Genomic DNA, 17,480 nt, shown 5'->3' on the forward strand with positions numbered 1-17,480 from the left:
CTTCACCTAATCTTTCAATACCAGTTCAAATACTTCTTTTGGATCTGCCAGATAGAACCGATCTCCCGGCTTTAGATAATATGGTTTTCCGGAATCCAGTTTTTCATTAGAGGAAAGAAAGGTTCCGTTAGAGGAAGAATCTTCCAAAACAAACTGCCGGGTTCTGTCATCGTATCTGACGGTTACATGCTTACGGCTTATTTCTTCCAAAGACTGCGGATATACCAGATGCGCCATTCGGGGATCTCTTCCGATAATCAACTGTCCATCTACAAATTCAACAGACTGTCCAGAGAAATGTCCGGACACTCCCTTTAATCCCGGCCCAGCGCTTACAGGTTCTTGCTTTGGTTTTGCTCGGGTCACAGGCGCTGTCTGCGGATCCATCCTTGGCTGTGTCACTCCTCCTGCTGCTGGTGGCGGCGGTGTGCCAGGGATCTGATGTGGTGGTGTTTGTTGCGGAATGGGTGGCGGTGCCTGACCTGACATCGAAGGTCCCGCTGCCTGAGCCGCTGGTTTACTACGGCCTTTCATGACCATGACAATTCCACCTAATACTACCAAAAGGCCTATTCCAATGCCTCCGGCCATCATCATATTCATGCCGCCTTCATCCGTTGCTGCTTGAGTGGTAGCTGTTGCATCGGTTTCCGGTGGAGCTGGTGTTGCCGTCGCCGTATCTTCTGCCGTAGCCGCACCTGGTCCTTCCGGTGTAACGGCTGCCAGCCCTTCCTCTTCTTCTGGATCACTCATTGGGTCCGGTGGCGTTTCAGAGGCACTTAAGTAGTTAATGCCCCGACGCATCAAAAACTCAGTCAAATAATCTACCTGTACCGCTATATTGGCTCCTTGTCCCCCGGTAAATCCCCAGGAGTTAATACCAACTACTTCTCCCTGTGCATTAACTAATGGGCCACCTGAATTACCCTGATTAACCGCTGCGTCGGTCTGGTAACTTCCAATACCGCCAGGGGTAGCAATATTACTGATAATCCCCCTCGTTACGATAACATCTGTGTGATATCCAGAAGGAAAGGCCGTTGCCGTTGTCCAGGGAAATCCTAAGGCCCATACTTCATCCCCTACAGTTGTTTGTTCCCTGTCAGAAAATACCAGTGGCTCGTATCCAAAGAGCTGATGGTTCGGATCTACTCTTAAAACAGCAATATCACTGTTAGGTAGCTGATGAAACACCGTTGCCGGCACCAAGTCATCCGCCGAAATCCACACTTTTACTTCAATACGGTTTACTTCCGGGAGCCCTTCTCCTCTCAGCATCATATTAACGGTATCAATATCCACAACATGCCATGCTGTTGCAATGTATTGAAAAGGTTCTCCATCACCTACAACAAATCCGCTTCCCCAGTTAAGTTCTGTATTGGTAGCCGGATCCCATACGGTGATCATCACCACACTTTTTGTGGCTTCTTCTATGGGATTTGCAAATACTGATACCGTTAGAAGGCTGATCATTAATACGGTTACTAACAGTAACATTCCTACCTTGCTCCTTTTTTTCATTATTACTCACTCCTTTTTTGGTCTGGTTAAGATTTTTTCTTAAAATTTTCACGATATAATTTTTAGTACAATAGCGGTAATATTATCCAGATGCCTTTTGTTTTTAGTAAACACCTGTTGTACCAATGCTTCTGCCGGATTTTCCATTTCTGCTTCCAGTGTTTCTTTTATGTCTGATGATGTCAGTACGTTATCTAGTCCATCACTGCATAAAAGCAGCTGATCCCCTCCTTCCAAGGATAATGGTGTTTGGTTCATATCCAGCTCCGGTATTTCCGGCAGTCCCAGATAGGATGTCAGATAGTCATGCTCCGGGTGGTTTTCCGCCTCTTTTTGTGTCATATTACCGTTAATTACTTCTTCCTGCAGTTCATTACCATAAATATGATCATGATTCAAACGCTGTAACTGACCTTTTCGATAATGGTATAGGTGACTATCTCCCGCGGTTACCCAATACAAGGCTTGCTGTGAAAGCATGACGGCCACCAAGGTGGTGCCCATTTCTACCTCTTCCCCATCGACATAGGCTTTGTCAAATACAGCGGTATTGGCTATTTTAGATGTTCGTATTAAAAAAGAATCCGCTGATTCTTCTCTTTTTTTGTTTTCATATTCCCTTAAGAAAATATTAACAGCCGTATTGCTGGCTAAATTTCCAAAAGCCATACCTCCCATTCCATCGGCTAAAACAGCTACAAATCCTTTTTCGCCTAATGTTCCTTCCGCCGTCAGTCCAGCCATGCCAAAAGCATCTTCCTGCTCTTTTCGTGTCCCTAAATGCTGTGCATTATAGGGTTGAACCGTTATGGGATTGTTGTTCATCTTTTTTCACTCCTCCTTTGGCATCGCTACTTCCAAATAGGCTCTGGCAATTAACCGATGAGTCCCAGGATGATTTTTGGGCTCGCAGGTTTGAAGGGTCAATGCCGGCTTTTCTGTGCTGTCAATAACACTCCAGTCATAAGGATCCACGATCTTCAGCCAGGCCATTTCGTATACAAAACGATGGGTTTCTGTTTCGAGAATAATCTGATCACCAGGATTTAATTCGTCCAGGTCTCTAAAAAAAGCGTAAGAACCTCGACGATGGGCTGCAAAAGCTGTATTTCCTTTTTCAGTCCCCGGCAGATCACTCATTTCAAAATGAACCGGTGCTTTTCGAAGCAGTTCTTCATCAAAGACGCCACCATTGACCACTTCCATATCAAAATCAAGGACTGGTATTTTCATTCGCATAGGTTCCCAGTCTTTCAGTTCTATTACCAATGAGGTGTCGGAAGCTTTCTGTTCCTTTGTGTTTTCTACATATTCTTTGACTGATCCGGTGGAAACAACCACGCCGGTCTCAATAACCGGTGGCCTGCTAAAATAATAAAAGAGTATCCCTCCCACCAACATGACTAAGATTCCCATCTGCTTTTTTGATACATGTGGAAAGCTTTTACGTCCATTTTTCTTTTCTTCCATCTTCTCTCGTTCCATAGCCTGTCCTCCACCTGTTTTGTCCCAGTTCTTTCTGTTTCAAAAGTATCATGAAAACCGCATGTCAAACACACACGAAAAGGATAGGTTCCTTAAAAAAGAGCCGAAAAACACCTACCCAAAATGGGTAGGTGTTCTCTAACTTATTGAAATTTCAATCTATTACATCTTTTCCTCTATTTCATCATTCTTTCTTATCCTGCCTGCTCTTCTTCCTTCGGTTGTTCCATCGACAAAATTTTCATCGGACAATTTACGACACAGGTTTCACATTTGATACAATTAATATCCTCAAACTGTCCTTGAGAATTCCAATTTTTTTGTGGCGCTAATTGCATAGGGCATACTTTTTCGCATTTATCACAATGTTTGCATTTGTTTTCATCTGATATGGTTACCAATGTATCGCTTTTTTTATGAATATCCGCTACTTTTTTACTGATACTATATACGGCCTTTTGCATGGTTCCCATCGGGCAAAATTGACACCATATTCTTGGATTCCCCAAAACAGCAACCAAACTGCCTACTACCATGACCATTAAGTACGTGACTACAAAAACAAAACCCAGTTGGTCAAGAAAATCATAGCTTCCCCAGGCTTGAATGGCTCCCATGATTCGCCTGCCAAAGTTAACCATAAAGAACGCAAAAAAGGCCAGTATAAAGGCTTTTGATTTTAGGAAAGAAGGGATTTTCCTGTTTTGGCTTAATGGCAACATTACCACATCAAAAAGACTCCCATGAGGACATACGTTTCCACACCAGTATCGTCCTTTGAAAAAAGAAGTCCCCATTAATCCTGCCATGATCAGAATCACCATCAAACCTAACTTTGGTTCCCATAATCCGCCTAAAGCTACCAGTACTGTAAAGAACCAGGCATATTTTCTTAAGCTAGTAAAAGTCCGGTTTGTTTTCATGTATTTTCCACTCATTTACTTCCGCCTCCCCAGATACGATTCGCATACCCCTCCCCCGCAGGGTAGGTCTTTCACCATTATAGATTCTTCTCTCTATAATGTCAAGGCTTCCTCTGGGATTCTGTTTATATCTTTAGCCAGTATGGCGAAATAATATGTGCCGCCAGCAGTGCCAGCATTACCACTGCCAAGAGCTTATGCAGCAAGCGCCATCTTTTTCGAAAAACAGCCATAGCTTGTCCGACAATAGCTACGACACCCATTCCTAAAAGTGTCAGCCACACCAGTGTACCAGAATGTAACCTCCAGCTCCCCCCCCAGCATCAAATATCCATGATAGCCTCCAACCACCACCATTAGTATTCCGATAGAGGGGTGGATTTTTCGAATAATCCGGTGCAGAGGAACCAGTGTTTTATCTTTTCCCATTTTTTTCTTTATTGGATAGATACTTCCCATAAGAATGGCTGAAATGGTATTAATCCACCCAAGAAATCCTGCCATATGACCACTTCCTTACTTTTTGATTTCATTATCTCTTTGTTTCTTACCCATTCCTATTCTCATTCTTTCATTTTCTTCCAACCATTACTACGGCGAAGCCACTAGTTGATACCTTTCTAACTATTTCCATAGGGAATTACTTGACCCCTCATCATTTTGATATCTTCCGGATCATGGGTAACCAGTACCGTCGCTACTTGCTGTTTTTCCAGGTAATCACGTATCTCTGTTCGTAATTTTTTTCTAGCTGCCAGGTCAATAGCCGCAAAAGGTTCATCTAACAGTAAGACCTCTGGGCTGCTTGCTAAGGCTCTCAAAATAGCCACTCTTTGTTTTTCGCCACCGGAAAGTTGGGATGGATACCGGTGCCGCTTTTGCTCCAATCCAACTGAACGAAGCAGTTCCAATGCTTTCTCTTCTTTTTCCTGTTTGTTCCCTTCGTTGATGCCAAACAAAATATTGTTTTGAACCTTCATATGAGGAAACAAACCATAGTTTTGCGGCACATAACCAACTCCCCGATCTTTTGCAGCCATGCATGTTTTTTTTTGATGATGATAAACAGTCCTGTTTCCTATTTCAATCCATCCAGCATCTGGCATTATTAACCCAGCAATCATTTTTAATGTAACGCTTTTACCCGAACCAGAAGGTCCAAAAAGAGTTGCCACTTCTCCTTTAGCACATTGCCAGTTCCCCTGAATGGTTAGCGTGTCCATTTGCTTTTTAATATTTAATGCAATCATCGATTTCACCACCTTTTGCCCTGAGTCATCTGGCCTAAAAAGAGCAGTACAGCTATCGTCATTCCACTAATCACCATCACCAGAAAGTTAGCCTGTTGATAATCGCCTCCCTGAACTGCATCATAAATGGCAACAGAGAGTGTCTGCGTTTTTCCGGGAATACTGCCGGCAATCATCAGTGTAGCTCCAAATTCTCCCATGGCTCTTGCAAAGGTAAGAATGCTGCCGCTCAAAATTCCTGACCAAGCCAGGGGCAGTGTCACACGAAAAAATACTTCTACCTCAGATTTCCCCATGGTCCGGGCAACGTCTTCCAAATCTTGATCCACAGCATCCATTCCTGATTGAACCGCTTTAACCATCAGTGGAAAAGAAACAAGCGTTGCCGCCAGAACCGCTCCCTGCCAAGTAAATACCAGTGAAATATTGAATTGTTGATGAAGCCAGCGCCCCATAACTCCTTGATTTCCCAGAAGTACCAGTAAATAATACCCTAGCACTGTCGGTGGCATCACCAGTGGTAACGTCACTAAAGAGGCTAACAGGTTTTTTCCTAAAAAGCTGGTTCTTGATAACAGCCATGCCATAGGGATTCCCAGAACAGCTGCTATTAATGTAGCATGTAAAGCAATTTTAAGTGAAAGATATACCGGTGACCAGTTCACTCACCACCACCTCCTAACAACTATTTCTAAAATCCATTTAAGGCATTGAAAAACCATGTCTTAAAAGTATTTTCTCTGCTTCTTCCTGCTGCAGAAAAGAAAGAAATTTCTGGGCATTTTTTTGTTGCTCTGATCTTTCTACCATTCCAATAAAGTGATCTAAAGGCCGATAATAGCTTTGATCAATATAGCTGAAATTTATTTTTTCTGAATAAATAACGGATTTGGCAAGGATTGCAGCCGATACATTCCCTGTTTCTATGTATTGCATCGCCTGGGTTACGGTGCTGCCATACACTATTTTCTCTTCCAGTTCCTGCCACAGTCCAGCCGTTTCTAAGGCCGCTTTAGCGGCTTTTCCATAAGGAGCATGTTCTGGATTCGCTATCGAAATTCTTTGAACCGAGGGCTTTATCAAGTCTTCCAATTTCTCCACCGGCTCACTATTGTCCTGATGAAATGCCAGCACCAAAATGCCTTTGCAAAATAAACGAAGGTTTTCTTCATTTATATGCTCTTCTTTAACTAATCTTTCCATAAAGTGACGATCTGCCGACGCATATAGATCCACAGGTGCACCATTGACAATTTGTTGAGCCAAGTTACCAGATGCTCCATACTGAAATACTATTTCAATTCCTTCTTTCTCCCAAAATGCCTCTCCGATTTCTTCGAAGGCAAATCGAAGACTGGATGCTGCCAACACCTGCAGTTTATTATCTTCTGTCTTTTCATCACTTAAAAACCCACCTGCTTTAAGGTCCCCCATCCAAAGCAGCGTGAAGATAATAACAACTCCAATTCCTGCTAAAACACTTGCTTTTCTCATAGGCCATCCTCCTTCAAATATTTCCCCTTATTTTTTACTAAAAATGACACCTCTCTAATACCGCAACTCTACGAAATCATTTAATATGCCGATGGCTTAGTCTATTCCTATTTCATCCTCCTCGTTATTCTTTCGTTCGAATAACGACCGCCTGCTAAATAAACTCTTTTTCCAGATTGCTTATTTCCTTTCTGACAAATTCGTTGGTTTTTCTTTTGATCTCTTCATATCTCTCCATCAGTTTTTGGGATTCTACTGTCAAGGAAGATCCGCCACCCTGACTTCCTCCAACGGATCGGTTTAGCATCGAAATATTCAACTCTTTTTCGATGTTGTTTATAATGGTCCACGCCTTACTATAAGACATATCGATGGCAAGTGCAGCCTGTCGGAGTGAGCCAGTTTCTTCCACTTTTTTCAGCAGCATCAGCGGTCCTTCTCCAAATACTTTCTGATCATTTTTCATTAGTATGATTCGAACTCGGTAATCCATGGTGAGGTTACCCTCCTTCCGAAAGATTCTTAATACGTTGCAATTCCTTATAGTTGGTTACTGTATCCGCATCACATCCCGCATCCTTATCCGAAAATCGACACTCTATCACTTTCTCCGGGTTCTTTTTCAGGATGCTTCTTCCTCCTTCATCTCCCCTTAGTTGCAACAGTTCGTCTTTAAACAGCCTAGGAAAAAGCACTGGGTTTCCTGGTTTTGATCCATAAACCGGTCGAATTATTTTTTCCGGATAGTGATCATGAATTTGAAGGAGTCGGTTAACCATTTCTGTTCTGAGAAAAGGTTGATCCCCCATTGCAAAAAGGTAAGCCTGGCTCTTAGAACTTGCTTTTTGAAGGCCTAGCTTCAGCGCTTCGCTTTGACCCCTTTCCGCTAACGGGTTAAAAAAAGCATGATGCACATATCGTTGGGCGGCTTCTCTCACAGCCGAATTTCGGTATATCAGCAGTACTTCCCCGACATCAGACTGATAAAATGTTTTTGCAATCCTTTCAATCATTGGCTGGTTTTCAATGGGGAGCAGTAATTTTTCTGTTCCCATTCTTCTTGAAAAACCGGAGGCCAAAAGAATGGCTGTAATCATCCTGCCTCACTCCTCTTCAGTTGAAAAGTTTCCGTGTCAAAAGAGGTAGCCATAAGCGGAAAAAAACTAGCTTGGTACGAGCGGACATACCGAAAAATCTCTCTGGCCTGTCGCTGCCTTCTTTTATCATCCACCTGGTTGATCAACAGCAGCTGTCTGGCTCCCTTTGGTGTATTTTTGAAAAGGCCTTTCGGATGAACAACCAACTGTGCCACGTTTTTTGCTGTCACCGGCTCTCCTTCCAAGCTATTGGTGATGTTCCGGTAAAGATGACTTCGATGAATATGATTCTCCGTATTCTGCTGATCCAGAATACTAATCCCCAAGACTCCAATCACCAAGTCTGTTCCTTCCGGAATGACAGGTTCTTTTTCATCCGGTGCTTTCAACGGCTTTTCTTTTGACCCATCCGCTTCGATTAATATTCGGTCATAGGATTTATCTCGGATCATGGTTTCCAGTGTTGGGAGCTGAATGCCTTTAAGCTTATTTTCTTTCGTTACGTGATCTCCCCAGACGGTGATCCCTGAAAGAGGCACTTCTTCCTCTAAACCTGTTTTTTCTTCAGCTTCAATCCATAAATGATCAAAAGGTTGTTTTTCTGGTAGATAGATGGCCGTAGTCGTGGTCACTAAAATAGGTGCTTCCCTTTCCCGGCACTCTTTTGCCAAGGTAAACATACTGGTGGTTTTACCTCCGGCACCAACAAAGGAAATCACTCTGGGGCCATGCCTGTTTTCCCATTCAGTAGCCGCCAGTAAAGCTTCCCAGAATCCCAAAAAATCAGTCCTTTCTTTTCGCAGTGCTATCTTTATCTATCCCACTTATTCTTTTTCGTGCTTGTCTTTCAGGTGCATTAACTCTCCATGACAGGCTATTTTTTGAATTTCCGCCATAATGCTAAGGGCTATTTCTTCCGGTGTATCACCACCAAGGGCTATGCCCGTAGGCGAATATACCTTGTGAAGCTTTTCGGCGTCATATCCTTCTGCCAATAAATGATCCAGGGTTCTTTTCGCTTTGCTTTTGCTTCCAATCATACCTATATAGGCGGCTTCCTGGTTCACAACCGCTTTTAATGCTTCTTCATCATATCGATGACCGCGGGTTACCAGAATAATATAGCTATTTGAATCTACCGGAAAAGCAGAAAGGTTTTTTGCTACATCGCCCAGAATGATTTGGCTGGCTTTAGGAAAGCGCTCCCAGTTTCCAAATTCTTCCCGGTCTTCAAAAATAATGGTATCATATTTCAGAAAATTGGCCAGCTGGTATAACTCTAATGCCACATGCCCGCCACCGGCAATCAGTAATTTGCGACTGGTTCCAAAGACTTTAATATAGCCTTCTACTCTGCCGCCACATACCATGCCCAGCTCGGAACTGGCACTAAGGTCATGCTGAAAGGTTTTTGACTGATGGTTATGGATGCATTCCACCGCTTCTTCTATCAATGTTTTTTCTACTTTTCCACCACCCACGGTTCCCAGAATCGTACCTTCCGGATCCACACTCATCATGCTGCCTTCTTTTCCCGGTGTAGAGCCTTCGGATTTGGTTATGGTTACGAGGGCCATTCGTCGGTTTTCTTTGATGGCTTCGACAATGCTTTCCATTATTTTTCTTTCCATCGTCACTCCTCCTTAGTTTTTCTTATAGAGAGATTGCTTGCATCCCCTTTATCTTTCCCTATTTCTCTATTATAATCAACTCAGACAGGTTTGTCCTTGGCAAATAGTAATAATTTTTAGCATTTTTAGCCTATTATGTTTTTTCATATACGGTGTATTTTCTAAGCATAGAAAAAGTATTTCGACTACATAAAGGAGCAGTGATACTGATGGTCATCGGCATTCCAAGAGCCTTTCTTTATCATCGATACCGGCACCTGTGGGAAACCTTTTTTGACGAACTGAATATTTCCTATCTGGTAAGCCCTGAAACCACCCGAGAAATTCTTAATGACGGCATCACCCACGCCATCGATGAAGCTTGCCTATCTTCGAAAATTTATTTAGGGCATGTTGCCTGGCTTATGAACCGTTGTGATGCCATTTTGGTGCCCCGTGTGGATAACTATGGCAGTGATGGCATTGTCTGTACAAAATTTCAGGCATTATACGACGTGGTTCATAATACATTTCGGGAGAACAAGCCTACTCTTTTAGACTACAATATCGACTTTAAAAATGCAGATGCCGAATTCCGGGGTTTTATCAAAATGGGCAAGAAATTAGGCAAGAAACGGTCTACCAGTATGCGAGCTTACCTAGTGGCCCGCCAAACACAAAAATCCATTGAAATTATGGAAACGAAAAAACTGGAAGAACAGTTAAAGGCGTCGGGAATCAAGGTCCTTCTTGTTGCTCATCGTTACAATATTGATGATCAGTATATTGGCGCACCGATTTTATACCATCTTAAAGAGTTGGGAGTAACGACCTTATTGGGAGAAGCTGCAAATCGAAAAGAAGCCATCGCTGAAGCCGAAAAGGTAACCGACACCCTGCCCTGGGCCTTTAATAAAGAGCTTGTCGGTGCTGTTTCCCTTTATCAGAACAAAATTGATGGTGTTATTTTAATCAGTTCTTTTCCTTGCGGTCCAGATTCTCTAGTCAACGAAATGATCAACCGACGATTTCCTCAGTTGCCAATGCTGAACCTAACGCTGGATGGTCAGGAAGGAAGTGCCGGTATGGAAACCCGACTGGAAAGTTTTATTGATATTATTAAATTTAAGCGAGATGATCTCTATGTCTAATCATAAGCAGCGTATCAGTTTTCCTCATGTTGGTAATTATTGGGTGCCCCTAAAATACCTCTTTACAGAGGGAATGGGCGTTGACTATGTGGTCCCTCCGGCTATCACTAAAAAAACCTTGGATATCGGCAGCCAGCATAGCCCGGATTTTGTATGTACGCCTTTTAAGTACAACTTAGGCAATTATATCGAAACCATCGAAGCCGGCGCTAATACGTTGGTTCAAACTGGCGGTGTTTGTCGTCTTGGTTATTATGGCGAATTGCATGAACAAATTTTATCTGATCTCGGCTATGAGGTTCAATTTGTTAACACAGCCCGAGCCAGTTTTCCCAGACCAGTAACCATGTATCATCTTTTCAAGGAAGTCAATCCGGAGATGACGATTAAGCAGATCGGCAAAGCCATTCCGGTATTTTTGAAAATGATAGAGTATACGGACGAACTGGAGGATTATATCCGAAAAAACATCGGTTTTGAGGTAACGGAAGGTTCACTGCAACAGGTCTATCAACATTTTTTATTAGGATTACAACAGGTAAAGGATAAACGTCAGTTAAAAGCCCTGTTTACTTCCTGCAAGAAAGAACTGTTGCAGGTGGAACTCAATCTACCGGCAACAACCTTTCGGGTAGGCATTGTAGGTGAGTATTACACCATTATGGAGCCATTCAGCAACCATTTTATCGAAAAAGAATTAGCCAAAATGGGAATTGTTGTAGATCGATGGATGAATATTACCAATTCTATTATCCGACCACCGGAAAAAGAAGTCCGGAAACGGATTAAGCCTTATGTTAAATATAATATGGGGGCCACCAGCATGTATACGGTTCACAAAGCCCTTGATTTTGCCAAGAAAAGGTATGATGGTATTATTCACGTTAAATCCTTTGGCTGCACCCCTGAGATGGACGCTATCCCTGTACTTCAAAATATCAGTGAAGATTATAAAATACCGGTTCTCTACTTCAGTTTTGATACACAAACCAGTGACACCGGTATTCAAACAAGACTAGAAGCTTTTTATGACATGATTGTAATGAGAAATGAGGCGAAGGTATGAAGAAAGCATATTTAGGCATTGATATTGGTTCCATTTCTACGAAAGGGGTCGTTATCAATGAGCATCGCAAAATATTGGCACAGGAATATTTAATGACGGAATGCAAGCCTATCGAAACCGTAACAAAATTATTAGAAATCTTAAAAGAACAGATGAAAAATCAGCCTTATCAAGTGGTCACCGTTGGAACTACTGGCAGTGCCCGAAAGCTGATTGGTGCCATTACAGAAGCAGCGGTCATTAAAAACGAAATCACCGCTCACGCTATTGGAACTATTTCCTTACATCCGGAGGTTCGGACCATTTTTGAAATTGGTGGCCAGGACTCCAAAATTATTTTAATCGAAAATGGTGTCGTTGTTGATTATGCCATGAATACATTATGTGCCGCCGGAACCGGATCTTTTTTAGCAAGTCAGGCACACCGAATCGGTGTAGCTGTTGAAGATTTTGGGAAAGTGGCTCTTACCTCCACAAATCCCACCTCTCTTGCTGCCCGCTGTACAGTTTTTGCTGAATCAGACCTGGTTCATAAAGCTCAGATGGGGCACCAAACCAAGGATATTATTGCCGGCTTATGTCATTCCGTCGTGCGTAATTACCTTAATAATGTGGGAAAAGGAAAAAAGATAGTTCCGCCCATCGTGTTTCAGGGCGGTGTCAGTAAAAATGAAGGGGTTAAGAAAGCTTTCGAGGAGATTACAGGCCATAAGGTGCTGGTAGACGAAAACGGACACCTGACAGGTGCCCTGGGAACTGCTATTTTAGCCCAAAAATCTGGAGAAGAAAAGCCTTTCACCTTCGAAATGCTTGATATGGATTTCACTACGAAAGGCATTGATTGCGAAAAATGTGCTAATCATTGTGAAATCATGTGCGTTTATCGAAATAATACGTTGATTGATGCCTGGGGCAATAAATGTGAACAGGGAGCTATCAGAAACTAAAGATCCGGTTCCTGTTACCCTACTATTTCCTTTAAGGCTTTAATGGTTTTCTCAATCTCTTTTTCCGTGTTAAAGTATCCGAAGCTAAAGCGCACGGTTCCTTCCGGAAAGCTTTGAAGGGTTTTATGGGCATGAGGGGCGCAGTGCATCCCCGATCTGGTGGCAACACCGTAATCTTTTGCCAGACAATGAGCCAACTGACCCAGATCCATCGTTGATGTTTTAATAGAAACAACCGCTGTCCTATTCTCTAACGTCATCGGGCCTACCACATTGATTTTCTTAAGGCTTTCAATCTTCTCCAAAAACTGACGGGTCAGTTTCATTTCATGGTCATGAATTTCTTCAATGCCCCTTTCTTTTATCCAGTGTAAAGCAGCATTCAAACCATAAATCCCAGGCATGTTAAGGGTACCTGCTTCAAATTTATCTGGCAGGTACTCTGGCTGAACTTCTTCGTCTGATAAACTACCTGTTCCCCCTTCTATTAAAGGTTTCAATGTCGATGCCAGTCTTTTACTGATCCAAGCCCCTCCCATACCCTGTGGTCCATATAACCCTTTATGCCCTGTAAAGCAGACAGCGTCCGGTAATAGCCGCTGAACATCAATCGGAAGTACTCCTGCTGTTTGAGCCGCATCAATGATCAGGCTCAACCCCTTTTGTTGGCAAAAATCAGCAATTGCTTCAAGATCCATCACACTGCCAGAGACATTGGAGGCATGGGTAATCACAACAGCTTTCGTATTTTCCTGCCATGCTTCTTCCATTGAATCCGTTATCAGGTATCCTTCTTTCGTACATGGAATTCTGGAGAAAGTAATCTTTTGTTCCATTAATCGGTGCAAAGGCCGCATCACAGCATTATGTTCCATAGAACTTACCAGTACATGATCTTCTGGTTTTAGCATTCCCTTCAACACTAGATTTAAGCTTTCCGTCACATTGCGGGTAAAAAAAATACGTTCCGGCTCGTTATCATGAAATAAGTTCGCCAGCATTTCTCTTGTTTCATAAACAATATTTCCAGCGTCAAAGGCCGATGAATAACTGCCTCGACTAACATTACTGCCTACACAGCTTATATAATGCTTCATTGACTCCACTACCGATTCAGGTTTTGGAAATGTGGTGGCTGCGTTATCGAAATATATGGTCATTGCAATAACTCCCTTCCTAACACTTTGCGATCATTGTTGGTTCAACTCCATTCTAACAAATATAATCAGTGAGCATGGATTGAATTATTCTATAAAGCTATTTAATTAATTGATTTAACATTATCTGATATCCTTGTTACACTCATCTTAGTGCATTTATTCTTTTAGTTATTATGATGGAGCTGAAGAAAGAATCACAGAGAAGGAGGGTATTTCGGTGGATAGTAACAAAGGAATGTTAGCAGTCGGAGGAGTCGTAGGGCTTATTTCTGTTTTATTAGTGGTTGCCGGAAATCCGGTAAATATGGGATTTTGCATTGCTTGCTTTGTACGTGATATCGCTGGAGCCGTTGGCATGCATCGGGCTGATGTTGTTCAGTATGCACGTCCAGAGGTGATGGGCCTTGTACTTGGTGCCTTTGTAATGGCCAAAATAAGAGGTGAGTTTGTTCCCAAGGGTGGTTCCTCTCCCTTTATCCGTTTTTTTCTGGGAGCCCTTATGATGATTGGTGCATTGGTTTTTCTGGGTTGTCCCTTGCGGATGGTTCTCAGGCTGGCCGGTGGTGATCTGAATGCCCTGCCTGCTATTGGTGGCTTTGTCGTCGGTATTGGCGTTGGTATTTACTTTTTGAACAACGGTTTTAACCTTAAACGTAATTTCACCTTGGCAAAACCAGAAGCGTACGCCTTTCCATTTCTAAACATTTTGCTACTTGTTTTACTGGTCGTATTTCCCGGTGTCCTCTTTGTTAGTGAAAGCGGTCCCGGATCCATGCAGGCACCGATCTTAATCGCTTTAACGGCCGGTTTAGTCGTTGGTGCTTTAGCTCAACGGACACGTCTTTGCACCATGGGAGGCCTACGGGATATTGTTCTGTTCCGGGATCACTACCTGTTTCTCGGATTTTTAGGCATCTTTCTAGTCTCTCTCGTTGGAAATATAGCCACCAGCAACTTCACTCTCGGATTTGAAGGTCAACCTGTTGCGCATACCGAAAGCTTATGGAACTTTATGGGAATGGTTGTCGTTGGATTTTCGGCTGTTTTACTCGGCGGATGCCCCTTACGACAACTAATTTTAGCCGCAGAAGGAAATACGGATTCAGCAATCACGGTGATGGGTCTTTTGGTGGGTGCGGCTTTTGCTCACAATATGTCCTTGGCTTCCAGCCCAGCAGGAGCAACCCCAAATGGTAAGATAGTGGTTATTGCTTCTCTCCTTATTATGACGGTTATTGCTTACTTTAACTCAGAACTTGTCGGTCAGGAAGAAAAAGGAGGCGTAAAAGTTGAACAAAATTGATACCAGTGGCTTATCTTGTCCACAACCTGTATTATTGACTAAAAAGGCATTGCAATCTGAACCAGAGAGTCTCACCATCCTCGTTGATAACGAAACCGCTAAAGCTAATGTTGTGCGTTATCTTAAAAAAGCCGGTTATCAGGTTGACTGGGAAGAAGCTGGCGAAAGCATTCAACTTCTTGCTAAAAAATCTTAACCGGACAAAAAGATCCGTAAAGGAAGATCCTTATGCCAGAATATGTGGTATTGTTTTATACTCATTCAGGGGCTATTAAATTTGATCGAAAAGCAAAAAAGAAAGGATGCCGGGCCGAACTAATGCCGGTACCAAGAAAGCTTAGTTCAAATTGCGGAGTTTCAGCAAAAATTCAGTTGGACGGTTCTATCCATGAACTGATTGATGACGAAATTGAAAAAATATATCTTATCTGTGAAAAAGAGTATCAGTTAACCTATAGCCATGAATAGTAAAAACCAGGGAAGATCCTCATTATCTTCCCTGGTTTTTCATTAGAAGAATTGCTTCCAGCACGCCACCGGCAATGTTTCTTCCTTTTTCTGAAATCGTATAACAATATTCGAGCTTTCCTCTTGGATCAACATCGGCTATTTTCAAAGACTTCGTCACATACGTTCCGTCTTTAATCAGTCCTCTCAACACCCCGTCAATCTCTGTTATTACCGGAGAACCTTCCACCTCTCCAATCTTTTCGCCACGTTTTACTAAGTCACCTATTTTTTTGGTGGCTTTCAGTATACCTTCCTTAGGCGCTTTGATCACTCTCTGATCTGTGATGCCCATAATATCTCCCGGACTTCCCGTATCTGGTTCGGCACTTCCTTCAAAAATCAGCCGCCCTAAATGATGTCCACGATTTGTTTCGATGACAATATCCACATCCGTACCTGCTACAAAACCGGGTCCAAGGGCAATGGTAATAGGTGCCATTTTTCGGTGAGTCCCCAGGTTTTTTTTTGCCATAACAGCATCTACCACCACATCAAAGGATAAGGAATTAAGGATATCTGCCTCCGGATCTACTAAAACGGGTATTATCCCTTTTTCCCAGGATTCTTCTATTTCCCTTATTTCTTCGATGCGTTGAGCTTCTATGCCTTCTACCAAAGCACTTCCTTCTGAAACGGCTTCGGAAAAAGCTACCTTCAAACGAATCGCCAGCGGGTTTTCTGTTTCCAACACCAACACTTTGAAACCGCTCCGATGTAGTTTGTGGATAATAGCCGTCCCTAAATCTCCACCACTTCTTACGGCAACCTTTATTCCATGGCTCATATGGTGTTTCCTCCCTTTTTTCTCATGTCTCTACCTTTTCTGGCACCATTGTACTATTAAGGTAACTCCTTATTAATTACCAATGAACTGTCTTAAAGGTTATATGTCCGATGCCGATTGCCAGTAAAGCTCCCAACAAAACATCCAAAGGATAATGTACTCCTACCATCACTCTGGACAGACCGGTAATTCCAGCCAATATTAGTACCCATCTTCCAACGTTTTTGTTAACATGCCATATTGCTACAGCAATCACAAAGGCACTTACTGCATGCATGCTGGGTAGAGAGCCATCAGGAGCATGGTATATTAAGCTGTCAATATCCATAGCAACAAAAGGACGAGGTCTTTCATAAAGAAAACGAATAATATGAACCGTTATAAAAGCAGTAGCCGGAGCGATTATAAAAGGAAGCACCACTTTTTTTCTCTTTACTAACAGGATTCCTATTCCAATCAGGTATATCATTGCAAAAACTTTGGAAGAATGGTTGGTAATGGTCACCATTATATTTCCCAGTCCATCGTTCTTATTGGCGAATTGAAATAAATTCATAAACAGCATTGCATCAATTTTCAAAAGCATATTGCATCACCTACTCAGTACGTTTTTTGTCAAATACCAGTTTCTCTTTACAAAAAAACACCCCAAGCATATTGCTAAGGGTATTTTATACATTACCATCTTTATGCTACCCATTTTTTCGCCATATGTCAATACTTTCCAAAGTCTCCTCATAAAGTCATCCATTTAATGAGTATCAATCATCTTTCATCGAGTCATAAAGCAACGCTTCTCTAGCCGCCTGCGTCGGATCCTCTTCTGGTAGCTTTTCATTTGCCTCATATCCGATATCATATTTCAGCACCACATCAAATAGGATTGCAATCAACCCTATTAAAATTGCCAACCCTAGAAAAATAAAACCGATAGCTACTTCTAGCTGCATCATAAAAACAAAAAACAATCCTCCCAATATCAAGAATACAAAACCGGCTATGTTTCGATAGTATCGATTTGTTTTTTTGTTCCGGTATTTTTTTTCAGGCTTTCCTGGCTTTAATAGCTCCGGATCTGTAGGCACTGGCTTTCCATTAACATATCTCATTTCCCTACCTCCTCTAAAAGAGCAACATTTTTATCTTCTTAACAGCATCATACCCAGTACTCTTTTC

22 protein-coding genes are annotated in these 17,480 nt (G+C 42.4%); 6 read left to right on the top strand and 16 right to left on the bottom strand.

The window, feature by feature from the left end:
- Nucleotides 1–6: 6 nt before the first annotated feature.
- The 12 genes from BLV55_RS14860 to BLV55_RS11605 form a co-directional block, all read right to left on the bottom strand.
- Nucleotides 7–1,524, bottom strand: coding sequence for a trypsin-like peptidase domain-containing protein (locus BLV55_RS14860; RefSeq protein WP_093314589.1), 1,518 nt, complete (start codon nt 1,522–1,524; stop codon nt 7–9).
- Between the two features lie 48 nt (nt 1,525–1,572).
- Complete coding sequence (locus BLV55_RS11555) at nt 1,573–2,349, bottom strand: PP2C family protein-serine/threonine phosphatase (protein WP_093314591.1); 777 nt, start codon at nt 2,347–2,349, stop codon at nt 1,573–1,575.
- Nucleotides 2,350–2,355: 6 nt separating this feature from the next.
- On the bottom strand, nt 2,356–3,009 hold the full coding sequence (locus BLV55_RS11560) for a class E sortase (RefSeq protein ID WP_093314593.1): 654 nt from the start codon (nt 3,007–3,009) through the stop codon (nt 2,356–2,358).
- A 194-nt stretch (nt 3,010–3,203) separates the two neighbouring features.
- Complete coding sequence (locus BLV55_RS11565; protein ID WP_093314595.1) at nt 3,204–3,947, bottom strand: 4Fe-4S binding protein; 744 nt, start codon at nt 3,945–3,947, stop codon at nt 3,204–3,206.
- 180 nt (nt 3,948–4,127) lie between these two features.
- Entirely contained in the window at nt 4,128–4,436 is a 309-nt protein-coding gene (locus BLV55_RS11570) for a hypothetical protein (protein WP_093314597.1), read from the bottom strand.
- Nucleotides 4,437–4,552: 116 nt separating this feature from the next.
- Entirely contained in the window at nt 4,553–5,182 is a 630-nt protein-coding gene (locus BLV55_RS11575) for a sulfate/molybdate ABC transporter ATP-binding protein (RefSeq protein ID WP_093314599.1), read from the bottom strand.
- 5 nt (nt 5,183–5,187) lie between these two features.
- Nucleotides 5,188–5,847, bottom strand: coding sequence for a molybdate ABC transporter permease subunit (modB, locus tag BLV55_RS11580; protein WP_093314601.1), 660 nt, complete (start codon nt 5,845–5,847; stop codon nt 5,188–5,190).
- Nucleotides 5,848–5,884: 37 nt separating this feature from the next.
- The gene (gene modA / locus BLV55_RS11585) at nt 5,885–6,676 is read right to left on the bottom strand and encodes a molybdate ABC transporter substrate-binding protein (protein ID WP_093314603.1); all 792 of its coding nucleotides are present in this window, start codon (nt 6,674–6,676) and stop codon (nt 5,885–5,887) included.
- Nucleotides 6,677–6,830: 154 nt separating this feature from the next.
- A complete protein-coding gene (locus tag BLV55_RS11590) occupies nt 6,831–7,169 on the bottom strand; it encodes a winged helix-turn-helix domain-containing protein (RefSeq protein ID WP_093314605.1) in 339 nt (112 codons plus the stop codon).
- Between the two features lie 7 nt (nt 7,170–7,176).
- The gene (locus tag BLV55_RS11595) at nt 7,177–7,773 is read right to left on the bottom strand and encodes a nucleotidyltransferase family protein (RefSeq protein WP_093314607.1); all 597 of its coding nucleotides are present in this window, start codon (nt 7,771–7,773) and stop codon (nt 7,177–7,179) included.
- Nucleotides 7,770–8,552, bottom strand: a complete 783-nt coding sequence (gene yqeC, locus BLV55_RS11600) for a selenium cofactor biosynthesis protein YqeC (RefSeq protein WP_093314609.1) — start codon at nt 8,550–8,552, stop codon at nt 7,770–7,772. The genes BLV55_RS11595 and yqeC overlap by 4 nt, the downstream gene beginning before the upstream one ends.
- A gap of 45 nt (nt 8,553–8,597) precedes the next feature.
- A complete protein-coding gene (locus tag BLV55_RS11605; RefSeq protein ID WP_093314611.1) occupies nt 8,598–9,404 on the bottom strand; it encodes an XdhC family protein in 807 nt (268 codons plus the stop codon).
- Nucleotides 9,405–9,613: 209 nt separating this feature from the next.
- Here BLV55_RS11605 and BLV55_RS11610 point away from each other — a divergent pair, with 209 nt between their 5' ends.
- Genes BLV55_RS11610 through BLV55_RS11620 form a run of 3 tightly spaced genes read left to right on the top strand, consistent with a single transcriptional unit; the run spans nt 9,614 to nt 12,547 of the window.
- Nucleotides 9,614–10,534 carry an acyl-CoA dehydratase activase-related protein gene (locus BLV55_RS11610; RefSeq protein WP_093314613.1) on the top strand — a complete coding sequence of 307 codons (921 nt, stop codon included), beginning with the start codon at nt 9,614–9,616 and terminating at the stop codon, nt 10,532–10,534.
- Nucleotides 10,527–11,600: a 2-hydroxyacyl-CoA dehydratase gene (locus BLV55_RS11615; RefSeq protein WP_093314615.1), complete on the top strand. Its 1,074-nt coding sequence runs from the start codon at nt 10,527–10,529 to the stop codon at nt 11,598–11,600. The genes BLV55_RS11610 and BLV55_RS11615 overlap by 8 nt, the downstream gene beginning before the upstream one ends.
- Nucleotides 11,597–12,547, top strand: coding sequence for an acyl-CoA dehydratase activase (locus BLV55_RS11620; protein WP_093314617.1), 951 nt, complete (start codon nt 11,597–11,599; stop codon nt 12,545–12,547). The genes BLV55_RS11615 and BLV55_RS11620 overlap by 4 nt, the downstream gene beginning before the upstream one ends.
- A 14-nt stretch (nt 12,548–12,561) precedes the next feature.
- Here the strand turns inward: BLV55_RS11620 and BLV55_RS11625 are convergent, their stop codons facing one another.
- Complete coding sequence (locus BLV55_RS11625) at nt 12,562–13,707, bottom strand: aminotransferase class V-fold PLP-dependent enzyme (protein WP_093314619.1); 1,146 nt, start codon at nt 13,705–13,707, stop codon at nt 12,562–12,564.
- A 217-nt stretch (nt 13,708–13,924) separates the two neighbouring features.
- Here BLV55_RS11625 and yedE point away from each other — a divergent pair, with 217 nt between their 5' ends.
- The 3 genes from yedE to BLV55_RS11640 are packed head-to-tail and all read left to right on the top strand — an operon-like array spanning nt 13,925 to nt 15,478.
- Nucleotides 13,925–15,010, top strand: a complete 1,086-nt coding sequence (gene yedE / locus BLV55_RS11630; protein WP_176968397.1) for a YedE family putative selenium transporter — start codon at nt 13,925–13,927, stop codon at nt 15,008–15,010.
- On the top strand, nt 14,997–15,206 hold the full coding sequence (locus BLV55_RS11635) for a sulfurtransferase TusA family protein (protein WP_093314621.1): 210 nt from the start codon (nt 14,997–14,999) through the stop codon (nt 15,204–15,206). The genes yedE and BLV55_RS11635 overlap by 14 nt, the downstream gene beginning before the upstream one ends.
- 32 nt (nt 15,207–15,238) lie before the next feature.
- Nucleotides 15,239–15,478, top strand: a complete 240-nt coding sequence (locus tag BLV55_RS11640) for a putative Se/S carrier protein (protein WP_093314623.1) — start codon at nt 15,239–15,241, stop codon at nt 15,476–15,478.
- Nucleotides 15,479–15,500: 22 nt separating this feature from the next.
- On the opposite strand, the gene yqeB is transcribed toward BLV55_RS11640, so the two are convergent.
- From yqeB to BLV55_RS11655, 3 genes are all read right to left on the bottom strand, one after another.
- Nucleotides 15,501–16,304, bottom strand: a complete 804-nt coding sequence (gene yqeB, locus BLV55_RS11645) for a selenium-dependent molybdenum cofactor biosynthesis protein YqeB (RefSeq protein WP_093314625.1) — start codon at nt 16,302–16,304, stop codon at nt 15,501–15,503.
- A gap of 76 nt (nt 16,305–16,380) precedes the next feature.
- Nucleotides 16,381–16,890: a phosphatase PAP2 family protein gene (locus BLV55_RS11650; protein WP_093314627.1), complete on the bottom strand. Its 510-nt coding sequence runs from the start codon at nt 16,888–16,890 to the stop codon at nt 16,381–16,383.
- Nucleotides 16,891–17,065: 175 nt separating this feature from the next.
- Entirely contained in the window at nt 17,066–17,413 is a 348-nt protein-coding gene (locus BLV55_RS11655) for an SdpI family protein (RefSeq protein WP_093314629.1), read from the bottom strand.
- Between the last annotated feature and the right edge of the window lie 67 nt (nt 17,414–17,480).

It is taken from the genome of Tindallia californiensis, assembly GCF_900107405.1.
Taxonomy (GTDB): Bacteria; Bacillota; Clostridia; order Peptostreptococcales; family Tindalliaceae; genus Tindallia; species Tindallia californiensis.

What these genes read in the sequence shown, in the direction of transcription:
- BLV55_RS11590 (WP_093314605.1), bottom strand. Translation starts at nt 7,169, where the DNA reads ATGGATTACCGAGTTCGAATCATACTAATGAAAAATGATCAGAAAGTA.
- BLV55_RS11655 (WP_093314629.1), bottom strand. Translation starts at nt 17,413, where the DNA reads ATGAGATATGTTAATGGAAAGCCAGTGCCTACAGATCCGGAGCTATTA.
- BLV55_RS11640 (WP_093314623.1), top strand. Translation starts at nt 15,239, where the DNA reads ATGCCAGAATATGTGGTATTGTTTTATACTCATTCAGGGGCTATTAAA.
- BLV55_RS14860 (WP_093314589.1), bottom strand. Translation starts at nt 1,524, where the DNA reads ATGAAAAAAAGGAGCAAGGTAGGAATGTTACTGTTAGTAACCGTATTA.
- BLV55_RS11595 (WP_093314607.1), bottom strand. Translation starts at nt 7,773, where the DNA reads ATGATTACAGCCATTCTTTTGGCCTCCGGTTTTTCAAGAAGAATGGGA.
- BLV55_RS11650 (WP_093314627.1), bottom strand. Translation starts at nt 16,890, where the DNA reads ATGCTTTTGAAAATTGATGCAATGCTGTTTATGAATTTATTTCAATTC.
- BLV55_RS11610 (WP_093314613.1), top strand. Translation starts at nt 9,614, where the DNA reads ATGGTCATCGGCATTCCAAGAGCCTTTCTTTATCATCGATACCGGCAC.
- yqeB (WP_093314625.1), bottom strand. Translation starts at nt 16,304, where the DNA reads ATGAGCCATGGAATAAAGGTTGCCGTAAGAAGTGGTGGAGATTTAGGG.
- BLV55_RS11565 (WP_093314595.1), bottom strand. Translation starts at nt 3,947, where the DNA reads ATGAGTGGAAAATACATGAAAACAAACCGGACTTTTACTAGCTTAAGA.
- BLV55_RS11615 (WP_093314615.1), top strand. Translation starts at nt 10,527, where the DNA reads ATGTCTAATCATAAGCAGCGTATCAGTTTTCCTCATGTTGGTAATTAT.
- BLV55_RS11625 (WP_093314619.1), bottom strand. Translation starts at nt 13,707, where the DNA reads ATGACCATATATTTCGATAACGCAGCCACCACATTTCCAAAACCTGAA.
- BLV55_RS11555 (WP_093314591.1), bottom strand. Translation starts at nt 2,349, where the DNA reads ATGAACAACAATCCCATAACGGTTCAACCCTATAATGCACAGCATTTA.
- modA (WP_093314603.1), bottom strand. Translation starts at nt 6,676, where the DNA reads ATGAGAAAAGCAAGTGTTTTAGCAGGAATTGGAGTTGTTATTATCTTC.
- BLV55_RS11620 (WP_093314617.1), top strand. Translation starts at nt 11,597, where the DNA reads ATGAAGAAAGCATATTTAGGCATTGATATTGGTTCCATTTCTACGAAA.
- BLV55_RS11560 (WP_093314593.1), bottom strand. Translation starts at nt 3,009, where the DNA reads ATGGAACGAGAGAAGATGGAAGAAAAGAAAAATGGACGTAAAAGCTTT.
- BLV55_RS11575 (WP_093314599.1), bottom strand. Translation starts at nt 5,182, where the DNA reads ATGATTGCATTAAATATTAAAAAGCAAATGGACACGCTAACCATTCAG.
- BLV55_RS11605 (WP_093314611.1), bottom strand. Translation starts at nt 9,404, where the DNA reads ATGGAAAGAAAAATAATGGAAAGCATTGTCGAAGCCATCAAAGAAAAC.
- BLV55_RS11570 (WP_093314597.1), bottom strand. Translation starts at nt 4,436, where the DNA reads ATGGCAGGATTTCTTGGGTGGATTAATACCATTTCAGCCATTCTTATG.